Raw genomic sequence first — 12829 nt, 5'->3', positions numbered from 1 at the left:
GGCCGTTCCCGAGCGGCGTCCGCCCGGCCCCCGGACCGCCCGCCGTCCCCGAGCGGACCGTCGGCCGACCGCCGGGGGAGCGGGCCGGGCGTCCGTTCAGCGTCCAGGCCCCCGGGTGAGCGGCCCCCCGCCACTTCGCACCGCGGCCGCACAGCGCGACCGCTTGCGGGGCCCTCAGTCCACCTCGGCGACCGCCTGCGCGAACTGCGCCTTGTACAGCCGCGCGTAGGCCCCGTCCGCCGTCAGCAGCTCGTCGTGCGAGCCCTGTTCGACGATGGATCCGTTCTCCATGACGAGGATCGTGTCCGCGTCCCGGATCGTCGACAGCCGGTGCGCGATGACGAACGACGTCCTGCCGTGCTGCAGTTTCGCCATCGCCTTCTGGATCAGCACCTCGGTACGGGTGTCCACCGAACTCGTCGCCTCGTCGAGGACGAGGATCACCGGGTCGGACAGGAACGCCCGCGCGATGGTGATGAGCTGCTTCTCGCCGGCGCTGACCCCCGAGCCCTCGTCGTCGATCACGGTGTCGTAGCCGTCGGGCAGCGTGCGGACGAACCGGTCGGCGTGCGCGGCCCGCGCCGCCTCCTCGATCTCCTCGCGACCGACCTCCCGCGAGGCGCCGTAGGCGATGTTGTCCGCGATCGTCCCGCCGAACAGCCAGGTGTCCTGCAGCACCATGCCGATGGCGGAACGCAGCTCGTCCCGCGACATCCGCGCGACGTCGACGCCGTCGAGCGTGATCCGCCCGCCGGTGACCTCGTAGAACCGCATCAGCAGGTTGACCAGCGTGGTCTTGCCCGCACCGGTCGGTCCCACGATGGCGACCGTCTGGCCGGGCTCCACCTTCAGCGACAGGTCCTCGATGAGCGGCTTGTCGGGCTCGTAGCGGAAGCAGACGTTCTCCAGCGCCACACGTCCGCGCAGCTCCGCCGGCCGCTCGCCCGGCACCGGATCGGCCTCCTGCTCCTCCGCGTCCAGCAGTTCGAAGATCCGCTCGGCCGACGCGACACCCGACTGCACCAGGTTCGCCATCGAGGCCACCTGCGTCAGCGGCATCGAGAACTGCCGCGAGTACTGGATGAAGGCCTGCACGTCACCGATGGACAATGCGCCCGAGGCGACGCGCAGGCCGCCGACGACGGCGACGAGCACGTAGTTCAGGTTGGAGACGAACATCATCAGCGGCTGCATGACGCCGCTGTTGAACTGCGCCCTGAACCCGGCCTCGTACAGCGCCTCGTTCTGCTCGGCGAACTGCCGCGCCGACTCCTCCTGCCGCCCGAACACCTTCACCAGCGCGTGGCCGGTGTACATCTCCTCGATGTGGGCGTTCAGGGTGCCGGTGGAGCGCCACTGCTGCACGAAGTGCGGCTGCGACCGCTTGCCGACACGTGTGGCGACGACGAACGACAGCGGCACCGTCACCAGCGCCACCAGTGCCAGGATCCAGGACACCCAGAACATCATCGCCAGCACGCCGATGACGGTCAGCACCGAGTTGATCAGCTGGCCCATCGACTGCTGGAGCGTCTGCCCGATGTTGTCGATGTCGTTGGTGGCCCGGCTGAGCACCTCGCCGCGCTGACGCTTGTCGAAGTACGACAGCGGCAGCCGCGACAGCTTCGTCTGCACGTCCTCGCGCATCCGGAACATGGTCCGGTTGACGGTCCGGTTCACCAGCCGGGTCGCCACCGCCATCAGCAGTCCGGCGGCCAGGAAGGTGCCCAGCGCGAGCAGCAGGACGTTCCCGACGGCGCCGAAGTCGATGCCGCGGCCCGGGGTGAAGTCCGTGCTCTTCAGCATGTCGGCGATCTCGCCCTGGCCCCGCTCGTGCATGGACCGCAGGACCTGGTCCTTGGTGAGCCCGGCCGGCGTCTGCCGTCCGATGATCCCGCCGAACACCAGGTCGGTGGCCCGGCCGAGGATCCTGGGACCGATCACGGACAGCCCCACGCTGAACACCACGCAGACCAGCAGCACGCCCACGGTGAGCCGCTCGGGCCGGAACCGCGCGACCAGCCGTTTGCCCGAGCCCTTGAAGTCCATCGAGCGGCTGTCGGGGCCGGCCCCGCCCATCATCCGCCCCATCGGCCCCGCCATCAGGCAGCCTCCGCTTCCGTCAGCTGGGAGAGCACGATCTCCCGGTAGGTGTCGTTGTCCGCCATGAGGTCGCGGTGGCGCCCGGTGCCGACGACCCGTCCCCCGTCGAGGACGACGATCCGGTCGGCCTCCCGGATGGTCGCCACACGCTGGGCGACGATCACGACGGTCGCCTCGGCGGTCTCCGCCGCGAGCGCCGCCCTGAGCGCCGCGTCGGTGGCGTAGTCGAGCGCGGAGAAGGAGTCGTCGAACAGGTAGATCTCCGGGCGCTGCACCAGGGTGCGGGCGATGGCCAGGCGCTGGCGCTGACCGCCGGAGACGTTGGTGCCGCCCTGCGCGATCGGCGCGTCGAGCCCGCCCTCGAGCTGTGAGACGAAGTCCCTGGCCTGCGCCACCTCCAGCGCGTGCCACAGCTCCTCGTCGGTGGCGTCCGGGTTGCCGTAGCGCAGGTTGGTCGCCACCGTGCCCGCGAACAGGTACGGCTTCTGCGGCACCAGGCCGACGGTCCTCGCCAGCAGTCCGGGCTCGACGGTCCGCACGTCCACCCCGTCCACGAGGACCTCGCCCTCGGTGGCGTCGAACAGGCGGGGCACCAGCCCCAGCAGGGTGGACTTGCCGCTGCCGGTCGAGCCGATCACGGCCGTCGTCTCGCCGGGCCGGGCGACCAGGTCGATCTGCTTGAGCACCGCCTCCTCGGCACCCGGATAGCGGAAGCCCGCGCCCCGGATCTCCAGATGACCGTGGCGGCGCAGTTCCGTGACGGGCGCGAGCGGCGGTACGACGCTCGACTCGGTGGCGAGGACGTCCTGGATGCGCTCGGCGCACACCTCCGCGCGCGGCACCATCATGAACATGAAGGTGGCCATCATCACGGACATGACGATCTGCATCAGGTAGGCGAGGAACGCGGTCAGGTCACCGATCTGCATCCCGCCGCTGTCGATGCGGTGAGCGCCGAACCAGACCACCGCGATGGACGACAGGTTCACGACCGTCATCACGATCGGGAACATCAGCGCGAGCAGCCGCCCGGTGGCCAGCTGCATGTCGGTCAGATCGGTGTTGGCCCCGCGGAAGCGGTCCTGCTCGTACGCGTCGCGCACGAAGGCGCGGATGACGCGGTTGCCGGTGATCTGCTCGCGCAGCACCCGGTTCACCGTGTCCAGGCGGGCCTGCATGGCGCGGAACAGCGGGCGCAGCCGGCGCACGATCAGCGTGACGCTGACGCCGAGCACCGGGACGACGGCGACCAGGACTGCCGACAGGGGCACGTCAAGGCCGAGGGCCAGCACGATGCCGCCCACGCACATGATGGGCGCGGACACCATCAGGGTGAACGTCATCAGGGCCAGCATCTGGACCTGCTGGACGTCGTTCGTCGTGCGGGTGATCAGGGAGGGCGCGCCGAAGTGGCCGACCTCGCGGGCGGAGAAGGACTGCACGCGGTCGAACACGGCGGCCCGGACGTCCCGGCCGAGCGCCGACGCGGTCCGGGCGCCGTAGTACACGGCGCCGATGTTGCACACCACCTGCACCAGCGAGATGCCGATCATCAGGGCGCCGAACGCCAGGATGTAACCGGTGTCCCCCTTCACGACGCCGTTGTCGATGATGTCGGCGTTCAGAGTGGGCAGGTAGAGGGTGGCGCAGGTCTGCAGGAGCTGCAGCAGCACCAGGAGGGCGATGGGTCTCTGGTAGGGCCTGAGATAGGTCCCCAGAAGTCGTATGAGCACGCTACGTCTCTCGGAGTCGTCGGTGGGGTTGGTCGGTGTCCCCTGGCCCCTATCGTCGAACACGCCACCCGTGTTACCTCAACCGATTAATCGGCACGGGCAACGGCCGAGTGGCCCCAGGCCGTTGGCCCCGGCGGCACGGCAGCGCGCGGCACACCGCCGCACACGGGCGGCGCCCCACCCGTCGAACCACCCGAGCGGGTGACCGCCCGGCGCCCCGACCGCGCCGGAGCGGACGCCCGTCACTCCCGGCGTCCGGCACTTCCGGAGCCCGTCACCTCCTGGCGCCCGTCACCCCTTGGCGGCCGTCACCGCTCGGGGCCGGCCTGCGGGCCGGACGACCGGCGGGTCGAGCGCCCGGCGCCCACCCCGGCTGCCGCCGGGCGGTGACGCGACAGGTCCCGTGCGGCGGTCCGTGCGCGGCCGTCGGGGACGCGCGTCGTGTCGCCGCCCCGGCCGGACAGTCGTCAGGCGTGGAACGCGCCGGGGTGCGTCTGCTCGCGTACCGACACGTACTGCTGGCGCACCGCCTGGCCCACGGCCAGTTCCTCGCCGGGCTCCAGGACCTGGGCGACCGCGCCCTGCCAGACCGGCGGGGTGCGGGGGTCGAGGGTGCCCTGGGAGGCACCGAGCGCCCAGGCGGCCTGGCGGGCGGCGCCGATCGCCGCGTAGTCCGCCGGCTGCGGCACCACGACCTGCGTCCCGAACAGCGCGGGCGCCGCCGCCTGCACGGCGGGCAGCTCGGCGGCCGGCCCGAGCAGGAAGATCCGCCGCACCTCCACGCCCCTGCCCCGCAGCACGTCCAGCGCGTCCGCGAGCCCGCACAGCATGCCCTCGAAGGCGGCCCGCGCCAGATGCTCCGGCTTCATCGACTCGCGCCTGAGGCCCGCCAGGGTGCCCGCGGTGTGCGGCAGGTTCGGCGTGCGCTCGCCCTCCAGGTAGGGCAGGAGGACGAGGCCGTGGGAGCCCGGCGTCGACTTCATCGCCAGGTCGGACAGGCTCTCCAGATCCGGCAGCCCCAGCAGCTCGGCGGTGCCGCGCAGCGCGCGAACGGCGTTCAGCGTGGTGACGACCGGCAGGTGCATACCGGTGGCGTCGGCCAGGGAGGTGATCATCCCGCTCTGGTCGACGAGCGCCTCGGGATGGACGGCCATCACGGACCCGGAGGCGCCCAGGGAGACCACCGCGTCGCCCAGCCCGATGCCCAGTCCGAAGGCCGCCGCCATGGTCTCGCCGGTTCCGGCGGAGATCAGCAGGCCCTCCGGGGTCGTACCGGCCGCCTCGGCGGGCCCGATCACCTCGGGCAGGGCCACCTGGTGACCGAGCGCCAGCTCGACCAGGTCCGGCCGGTAGCCGCCGGTGGCGGCCGACCAGTACCCGGTCCCCGAGGCGCCACCGCGGTCGGTCGTCCTGCGCACGGGCCGTCCGAGCAGCTGCCAGACCAGCCAGTCGTGCGCCTGCATCAGCAGGGCGGTGCGCCGGGCCGCGTCGGGCTCGTTCCTGGCGAGCCAGCGCAGCTTGGTCACCGGCTGCGCGGCCTGCGGCACGGTGCCCACCGCCTGCGCCCACGCCTCGCGGCCGCCGAGCGCGTCGATCAGATCGGCCGCCGCGACCTGCGCCCGCCGGTCGCCGCCGACCATCGCGGGCCGCACGGTGCTGCCCTGGGCGTCGATCGGGATCAGCGCGTTCTGCTGGGCGGAGACGCCGATCGCCTGCACGCCCTCGAGGAGCCCGCCTCCGGCGGCCTCCCCGAGCGAGAGCAGCCAGGCCTGCGGGTCGACGTCGGCCGGCCTGCCCCCGCCCTCGGGGCCCTCCACCGGATGCGGGGCATATCCCTGCCTGAGCACGGCGCCCGTGTCCGAGTCACAGACGACGATACGAGTGAAATCGGGCGAACTGTCCAACCCGGCGACTATCCCCATGTCCGAAATTCTGCCGCACCGCGAGGGGTGGCCGTACCGGGTGGCCGCCGCCGGGTCCGGTGGGACGGGAGTGCGGGGCGGGGGCGGGGGTGGCGAACGTTACGTGGCGCTGGTGCCCCAGTCGTCTCCGCCGGAGCCGGTGCCGCTGCGGTCGCGCAGGGAGCGCACCCGCTGGGCCACCGTTTCGGGCACGTGCTCGCCGACCTTCTCACTGACCGCGTGATAGGCCTTGCCCGCGAACTGGCGGCCCTGTTGCGCCGCCGTCTCCGCGGTGTTGCGCACCGCGGGGTTCTGCGAGAACTGGCGAGCCGACTTCTTCAGCTGCTCGTAACGCTCACGCCCGGCCTTCGTACCCAGCACGTAACCCAGAGCGAGCCCAGCGACGAACGTGAGCCGGTAACGCATGGCGGCCACCCTTTCCTTGCGTCGAGGTCGGAGTCGGAGGGAACCGATTGGCGAAGCACCCCCCTGCTTGCGCTAATGTATGTGTCGCAGCGAGCGCGCGCCCCCTGGCGATTACCCAGGTGGACACGTTCGATGCAACGAGGCATTCCTCCGTAGCTCAATTGGCAGAGCAGCCGGCTGTTAACCGGCAGGTTACTGGTTCGAGTCCAGTCGGGGGAGCTCGGTCCTCCGTAGCTCAATTGGCAGAGCAGCCGGCTGTTAACCGGCAGGTTACTGGTTCGAGTCCAGTCGGGGGAGCACGCTGAACGAGGACCCTCCGGGGTCCTTTTTCATGCCCGCGGCCGACCTGCGGGAACCGTGGTGCGCGCGGTGGGGTCCTCAAGGTCGTCGAAGGCCGACCATCCGAGGCAGGAGATCGTATGAGCGGCTATGCTGCGGCAGACGGCGCGCACACTTGTACGCGACGCGCCGCGACGGGGCGGTAGCTCAGCCGGTTAGAGCAGCGGACTCATAATCCGTCGGCCGTGGGTTCGAGTCCCACCCGCCCCACCACGCGCTGCACGCGCAGAAGCGTTTTTACCTGCAGCAACGTAGAAGGAGGGCCGCCACGCTCGGCGTGGCGGCCCTCCTTCACTCGCTCAGAGCAAGACCCAGCGGACACGTAGTGGACGCGGGGACGGTGCAGTGGACAGAGGAACCTTCAAGCAAGCGGTCTTCCGGCCTCTGCTTGGCACCCGGCAGGCGGCCCGTGCAGCTGCGGGCGGCAGACCCGTCGGCAGCGCCCAGCCCGCAAGGCTCGGGGCTTCGGAGCGGGCTATCGTGAAGCGCGTGAGTGATAAGTCCGACCGCTGCTCCTGCGGATACCGGTCGTTGAAGTTCTCCACTCCAACCAGCTCAAGATCGTTCGCGGTGCAGTGATCACGTATCCACTTCACGGCCGCGTTGGCTGCGTCGTCCTGGCCGCGGAGCCCAGGCGGTGCCCGGCACGGTTCCCCAGTGGCCGGACGGGCGCTTCTTCACGTGTTCGGCGGTCAGCGGCTGGCTGCGCAGCACGTTGTCCTGCAGGTGGAGTTGGCACACCGAGGAGTAACAGATGGCTCTCCACAGTGCGTCGGCCAGAACGGCGTTGGCCCCCCCTCACGCGCCGACCAGGGTCTCGTCAGCGAAGGTGAAGCACCGAAGAGGCCGACAGCATTCCCACGCCGCAGGTCGCAGCAGCACTGAGGTGAGGAAGCCAAGGCGGGCTTCGACGCAACCTGGACCCGGAAGGCGAGCGGAGCATCAGCGCCCACATCCATCAGGCCACCAGCCACGAATTCGTGTTCATCACCCACTACCCCGTGGGCATCCGGCCCTTCTGCCACATGCGGCCGATCGACGACCCGAGTATGGAGGGAGTGGGGCGCTGGGTTCCGGCTCGTCCCGAAGATCTGGCTGTCATGTTCGCTGCGGCCGACTTCCCGTCGACATACTCGATGGTGGCCGCCGTGTCCTCGTCGACCGCGTGGGCGACGCCAGCACCTGCGCGAGGTTCACGGCATCGAGGCGGTGCAGCCACGCGGCCAGGGGCGAAACGTCGGATGTCCCTGATCAGGGCACCTTGCTCCGCGGAACGTGCAGGCTTTTGGTGGCCGATGGCGGATGCGGGCGCGAGCGGGTCGCCGCGGCACACGTCAGGACACGACGCACAGCATGTTGGTGACGTACGTTGGTTATGTACATCGTGTCCTCTCACTGGCGGGGTGGCCGTATGTCCGTGACCCAGATCGATCTCGATGACGAGGCGCTGGCGGAGGCTATGCGCCTGATGGGCGCGTCCACGAAGAAGGAGACGGTCAATGCTGCCCTGCGGGACTACGTAGCCCGGATCAGACGACTGGAGGCGGCGGAGAAGCTGGCCGCACGCGGTGAGCGAGGCGAGTTCGACGCCGCAGCGGCCGCGCACGAGGCCCGTAAGCGTGCCCGTCGGGCAGCCTTCGAGTGATCACCTATCTTCTCGACACCTCGGCCCTGTGGCACCTCTTCCGCACCCCAGGGGCCCTGCGCCCCTGGGAGGGGCATGTCGCCGCCGGCGTGTTCCACATCTGCGAGCCCACCCGCACCGAGTTCTTGTACTCGGCCACAGGGCCAGTGCACCGGGATGAACTCGCCGAGGAGTTGGACGCGTTGTGCGGGCTCTCTCCGGTGCCGAAGAACGCCTGGCGCTGGGTGGACACCGCCCAGTACAAGCTCACCCAGCGCGGTCAGCATCGCTCTGCGGGTGCCGTCGACCTTCTGGTCTGCGCGACAGCGGTCCACCACGGCCACACCGTGCTCCACGTGGACAACGAGTTCGCCGCTGTGGCCGCGGTGCTCAAGGAAGTGGAACAGCGGGACGCCCGGGCCTGATCACGCCCGGTAACTCAGTGTGAGGATTGGGCCCAGGATCGGCAATCTGCGCGCGGACCCGGACACCTCGCGCGTCACGGCGGTGGAGGATTTCTACCGCAAGCAGGACTCCATGGTCGACGTCAAGGAGATGACCCCGGAGGAGAAGGCCGAGCGCAGCCGGGCCCAGGCCAAGATCAAGAGCGACCCGCTCGACCGGCCATCGGTCAGCATGGCTTGCGTGGCGCTGCCGTGATCACTCGAAGACGGGGGTGAAGGCAACGTTCAGGCGGGTGAGCCCGCGGAAGTTGAGGCTGCGCTGCCACTGAGGCGGAATGCCGTCGAGCCTCAGGTCGGGAAGCCGGGTGAGGAGTGCTTCCAGGACGACAGCGCCCTCCAGCCGGGCCAGCGCCGCGCCGAGGCAGAAGTGCGGCCCGTGTCCGAAGGCGACGTGCCGCCCGCCAGGCCGTTGGAAGTCCAGCACGTCCGGATCGGGGAAAGCGGCCGGATCCCGGTTGGCGGCACCACACACCAGGAGCACCACCTGCCCGGCGGCGATGGAGCGACCCGCCAGGTCCAGGTCGTGCCGCGCCCGGCGCAGCATCAGCTGCACCGGGCTGTCGTAGCGCAGGAGTTCCTCGACCGCGGCGGGGATCAGGTCGGTCCGCCGACGCAGTCGGTCGGCTTCCTGGGGGTGGCGCAGCAGGGCGAGAGCGGCGTTGCCGATGAAGTGGGTGGTGGTCTCATGGCCGGCGATCAGAAGCAGGGCGCAATTGGCGAGGAGTTCGTCGAAGTCCTGGTCGGTACTCTCGACCCGCGTGGTCAACAGTGCGCGCAGGGTGTGGGGTGCGGGCGGGGAGTCCTGGCAGGTGAGGAGTTCCCGGAGGTAGGCGAGCATGCGTGCCATGCTCTGCGAGGCGGCACGGCTGTCATCGGCGTCGAGCCTGGAACTACCGATGGCCGCGGCGATCGGGTCGGACCAGGAGGACAAGGCGGGTCGGTCCTGTTCCGGCACACCGAGGAGGTCGCAGATGATGGTCAGGGGCAGGGGGCGGGCCAGGTCCGCGACGACGTCCAACCGCCCGGTCGGCGCCGCACGGGTGATGATCTGCTCGACAGCCCCGGAGATCCGGTCGCGGAGCGTCGCTACTGCCCGAGGGGTGAAGGCTCTGCTGAGCAGGGCACGCAGCCGGGAGTGGTCAGGGGCGTCGCTGTAGAGCATCTGCCGACTCAGGACCCGGGCCAGCGGCCGTAGTTCCTCGGAGACGGCCTCGATGTCGGGATAGCGCACCGAGGAGAACCGCGGGTCGCCGGCGGCGCTGCTGACCACTGCATGGCTGGTCGCGATCCAGGCATCCAGGCGGGGGTCCCAGAAGAGGTCGTCGGCGCTCCGTAGCTCCTTGTAGAAGTCATAGAGGCGCTCTTGGGTCCGGGGCCTCAGGACGGACAGCAGGGACGCGGGCGAAGCGTGGGTGTGCATCGGCCCAGGCTAGTGCCGTAGCGGAATGTATCTGTCGGATTGTAACTTTCCGTCCATACCCCGTGCCACCGTGATATGGGACATCGCTGACCGGCTGTCATCGACCGTGGGCCGCCGGTCCCATCCTGGTGCTGGTGTTCGCACCGGGGAGCTGTCCGAAGTTGGCGGGCTCGGGCACGGCCGACTCCGGCACGAGCGGGGCCCCGGCCTGGTGGCGGACGGGTGTGGCGGGAGTCGTTCCGCTGCGCCCACCTTGGAGCGCCCTTGCCGGGGTGTCAGGTGCCCTTCACCGGCCGGTGCGATGTGCGGGCCGCGCCGTGGGCGCGTTGCGCCGGACGGGCAATGACGCGGCGGTCAGGAGTCCGGCGGTCGGGGCCGCTCGGCAAGTTGCGAGACCCATAGGGGTGAATACCGTGGATAGGAGTCGTTCGTGACCTTCGATCGTGAAGGGGGTAGGTCATGCGCATGGGCTACGGGAAGCGGTCCGTCGTGCTGGGCTCGATCCTCGTCCTCGGTCTCGCTCCGCTCGGCATCGGACAGGCCGTGGCGGCCACGCCGAGTGAGACGCACGTGAGCGTGCCCCCCGCCGTACCAGGACAGGACGGCTACCGGATGGGCTTCAGAGACGGTTTCCGGGAGGGCTTCGGCGACGCCCGGAAGGACTGCGACACGAGGCGCACGAGCGAGAGTCGGCAGAACCGGCAGGGCGAGCGGCTCTATGTGCGGGGCTACGCCGACGGCTACACGGCCGGCTTCTTCCTTGCCGAGGCGCGGTACTGCGACTGAGCCTGCGGGTGTGCCAGCACAGGGCTCCCGGTCCGTCGCCGGGAGCCCTTCCGCGTCCGCCTGGCGCAGCGGCCCCGCCCGGCGGGGGAGCGCGGCAGGGCGGCCGGTGCGGGCAGCGGCCCGCACCGGCCGCCCTGCCGTGACGTCGTCACGACCGGTCGGTGGCGTCGCCGGTCGTCTCGGTCTCGTCGTCGCGGTCACCCTCGGCCTGGGAGGGGGTGATGTCCTCCACGGGCTGCTCCTCGGAGGTGTCGGCGTCGTCTCGGTCGCCCTCGGCCTGTGACGGGGTGTGGTGGCTCATCGTCGTGCTCCTGTGCTGGTCGTGCGGACGGTGCGGTCACTCGGCGGGGCCCACCGCCGTCCGCTCGCTGCGCCCCGACGGCGGGTCCGTCGGCCGCCGTCCGGGTACCCCGGAGCGCGCGGCGACACCATCGCTCCAGCGGCCGGGCGCCGCGCCGGCGCCGCGGCGGGAGCGCGACGCCCGGTGCGGACCGCCTCACGGACGGCGCCGGTCGACCGGCGGGTCGTGTCGGGTGTCCGGGCGGGTCGTGTCGGGCCGCGGCGGGTGTCCGGGCGGCCGGCGCCGGGCGTGCGGCCGGGCCGTGGGGCAGGGGCAGGGGCAGCGCAGGCCGGGGGCCACGCCGCTAGCAGGTTCAGGACCAGCGCAGGCCGGGTCACGCCGCCAGCGGGTTCAGGACCAGCGGTTCGATCTCGCCCTCCAGCATCGCGCCCAGCCCCTGCACGGCGCACACGTCGGGCCGCTCCGCGATGTGCACCGGCACGCCGGTCGCCTCCCGCAGCATCTCGTCCAGGCCGGGCAGCAGGGCCGAGCCGCCCACCATCACGATCCCGCGTTCGGCGACGTCGGCCACCAGGTCGGGCGGGCAGTGCCGCAGCACCTTGCAGATGCCGTCGAGGACGGCGGTGAGCGGCGTCTGGATGGCGTCCCGCACCGCGGCGGTGTCGATCTGCACGGAGCGGGCGCGACCCGTGGCCACGTCCCGGCCGTGGATCTCCGTCGACGCCGGTCCGTACGGGGTCAGCCCGTTGCCGGACAGGGCCACCTGCAACGGCCGCACGGACTGGCTGGGCAGCATCAGCGCGTGCGCCTGCCGCAGGTGCTGCACGATCGCGTGGTCGACGGCCTCGCCGCCGACGGGGATGCGCTGCGCGGTGACGATCGAGCCGAGGGAGAGCACGGCCACCTGGGTGGCGGCGGCGCCGCAGACCATGATCATGCTCGCCTCGGCCCGCTCGACGGGCATGCCGCAGCCCACGGCCGCGGCGATGAGGGTGTCGACCAGCTCCACCCGGCGGGCGCCGAGACCGACCAGCGTCTCGATGGTGGCCCGCTGGGCCAGCGGATCGGCGTCGTGCGGGGTGCAGGCGGCGGCGCGCAGCCAGGGCTTGCGGCGCAGCGAGCGGCGCATCCTGTCGTCGAGCAGGTGCCGCAGCATGCGCTGGGCCATGTCGATGTCGACGACGGTGCCGCCGGTGACGGGACGGACGACGCGGATGTAGTCGGGGGTCCGGCCGGTCATCCGCTCCGCGAACTCACCGACGGCGATGAGGGCGCTGCTGCGGGTGTTCACGGCCACCACCGACGGCTGGTCCACGACCAGCCCGGCACCCTTGATGTAGACACGGGTCCGGGCCGCTCCCAGATCGACGGCGAAATGGCAGCGGCGCAACTGCTCCAGACTGGCGGTCATGACTGATCCTCCCGAGAGCACGGACCGTGCGGCCGCCGCCGGTTCGGCGGCCTTACTCGCATCGTGCGCGGGACCGGAAGGGTGCCGCCTTCTGGGGTGGGCCGGGCGGGGTGCCGCCGAACGGGCGTAGTCGGCCGTGTCCGGGGCCGTCAGCGGCATGGGAGGGCGCGCGGCTTCGGTATGTTCCGCCCCTTCACGTCCCCCACCCGAGCCCCGTGCGCCTGGCGGGCCACGCCGCAGAACCCCAACCTCACGCTCGGCGTGCCGGTCGTGGAGTCCCTGGCCCGTGCGACGGACACCCCGCTGGACTGCCACCTGATG

12 protein-coding genes, 3 tRNA genes and 1 pseudogene are annotated in these 12829 nt (G+C 71.2%); 8 read left to right on the top strand and 8 right to left on the bottom strand.

Going from position 1 to position 12829, the window contains the following annotated elements:
• Window positions 1-174 precede the first annotated feature (174 nt).
• From ACWDNY_RS29970 to ACWDNY_RS29955, 4 genes are all read right to left on the bottom strand, one after another.
• Window positions 175-2103, bottom strand: coding sequence for an ABC transporter ATP-binding protein (locus ACWDNY_RS29970; protein WP_451648955.1), 1929 nt, complete (start codon window positions 2101-2103; stop codon window positions 175-177).
• Window positions 2103-3836 carry an ABC transporter ATP-binding protein gene (locus ACWDNY_RS29965; RefSeq protein WP_451648958.1) on the bottom strand — a complete coding sequence of 578 codons (1734 nt, stop codon included), beginning with the start codon at window positions 3834-3836 and terminating at the stop codon, window positions 2103-2105. The genes ACWDNY_RS29970 and ACWDNY_RS29965 overlap by 1 nt, the downstream gene beginning before the upstream one ends.
• A 467-nt stretch (window positions 3837-4303) precedes the next feature.
• On the bottom strand, window positions 4304-5758 hold the full coding sequence (locus ACWDNY_RS29960; RefSeq protein ID WP_451648954.1) for an FGGY family carbohydrate kinase: 1455 nt from the start codon (window positions 5756-5758) through the stop codon (window positions 4304-4306).
• 99 nt (window positions 5759-5857) lie between these two features.
• Entirely contained in the window at window positions 5858-6163 is a 306-nt protein-coding gene (locus tag ACWDNY_RS29955; RefSeq protein ID WP_451648957.1) for a YtxH domain-containing protein, read from the bottom strand.
• 146 nt (window positions 6164-6309) lie between these two features.
• Here ACWDNY_RS29955 and ACWDNY_RS29950 point away from each other — a divergent pair.
• From ACWDNY_RS29950 to ACWDNY_RS29940, 3 genes are all read left to right on the top strand, one after another.
• A tRNA-Asn gene (locus tag ACWDNY_RS29950) sits at window positions 6310-6382 on the top strand.
• A 5-nt stretch (window positions 6383-6387) separates the two neighbouring features.
• Window positions 6388-6460 (top strand) — tRNA-Asn (locus ACWDNY_RS29945).
• A gap of 178 nt (window positions 6461-6638) precedes the next feature.
• Window positions 6639-6715: transfer RNA gene (locus tag ACWDNY_RS29940), tRNA-Ile, on the top strand.
• Between the two features lie 366 nt (window positions 6716-7081).
• Here the strand turns inward: ACWDNY_RS29940 and ACWDNY_RS29935 are convergent.
• Complete coding sequence (locus ACWDNY_RS29935; protein ID WP_451648956.1) at window positions 7082-7270, bottom strand: phosphoketolase family protein; 189 nt, start codon at window positions 7268-7270, stop codon at window positions 7082-7084.
• Between the two features lie 643 nt (window positions 7271-7913).
• Here ACWDNY_RS29935 and ACWDNY_RS29930 point away from each other — a divergent pair.
• The 3 genes from ACWDNY_RS29930 to ACWDNY_RS29920 are packed head-to-tail and all read left to right on the top strand — an operon-like array spanning window position 7914 to window position 8786.
• Complete coding sequence (locus ACWDNY_RS29930; RefSeq protein ID WP_250400441.1) at window positions 7914-8147, top strand: type II toxin-antitoxin system VapB family antitoxin; 234 nt, start codon at window positions 7914-7916, stop codon at window positions 8145-8147.
• Window positions 8144-8551, top strand: coding sequence for a PIN domain-containing protein (locus tag ACWDNY_RS29925; protein WP_451648953.1), 408 nt, complete (start codon window positions 8144-8146; stop codon window positions 8549-8551). Before ACWDNY_RS29930 ends, ACWDNY_RS29925 begins: the two co-directional genes overlap by 4 nt.
• Before the next feature lie 19 nt (window positions 8552-8570).
• Window positions 8571-8786 carry a hypothetical protein gene (locus tag ACWDNY_RS29920; protein ID WP_451648952.1) on the top strand — a complete coding sequence of 72 codons (216 nt, stop codon included), beginning with the start codon at window positions 8571-8573 and terminating at the stop codon, window positions 8784-8786.
• Here the strand turns inward: ACWDNY_RS29920 and ACWDNY_RS29915 are convergent, their stop codons facing one another.
• Window positions 8787-10010, bottom strand: a complete 1224-nt coding sequence (locus ACWDNY_RS29915; RefSeq protein WP_451648951.1) for a cytochrome P450 — start codon at window positions 10008-10010, stop codon at window positions 8787-8789. It abuts the gene before it with no gap.
• A 459-nt stretch (window positions 10011-10469) separates the two neighbouring features.
• Between ACWDNY_RS29915 and ACWDNY_RS29910 the strand changes: the two genes are divergently transcribed.
• On the top strand, window positions 10470-10796 hold the full coding sequence (locus ACWDNY_RS29910) for a hypothetical protein (RefSeq protein WP_451648950.1): 327 nt from the start codon (window positions 10470-10472) through the stop codon (window positions 10794-10796).
• A 148-nt stretch (window positions 10797-10944) separates the two neighbouring features.
• On the opposite strand, the gene ACWDNY_RS29905 is transcribed toward ACWDNY_RS29910, so the two are convergent.
• On the bottom strand, window positions 10945-11097 hold the full coding sequence (locus ACWDNY_RS29905) for a hypothetical protein (RefSeq protein WP_451648949.1): 153 nt from the start codon (window positions 11095-11097) through the stop codon (window positions 10945-10947).
• Window positions 11098-11470: 373 nt separating this feature from the next.
• Window positions 11471-12508 (bottom strand): rod shape-determining protein, encoded by a 1038-nt coding sequence (locus ACWDNY_RS29900; protein ID WP_451648948.1) that lies wholly within the window; start codon window positions 12506-12508, stop codon window positions 11471-11473.
• A 243-nt stretch (window positions 12509-12751) separates the two neighbouring features.
• On the opposite strand from ACWDNY_RS29900, the pseudogene ACWDNY_RS29895 reads away from it, so the two are divergent.
• Window positions 12752-12829: pseudogene (locus tag ACWDNY_RS29895) on the top strand (ribulose-phosphate 3-epimerase); the annotation flags it as partial.

The sequence above is a fragment of the Streptomyces sp. NPDC003697 genome, from assembly GCF_053587115.1.
This window is presented reverse-complemented; position numbering and strand designations above follow the sequence as displayed.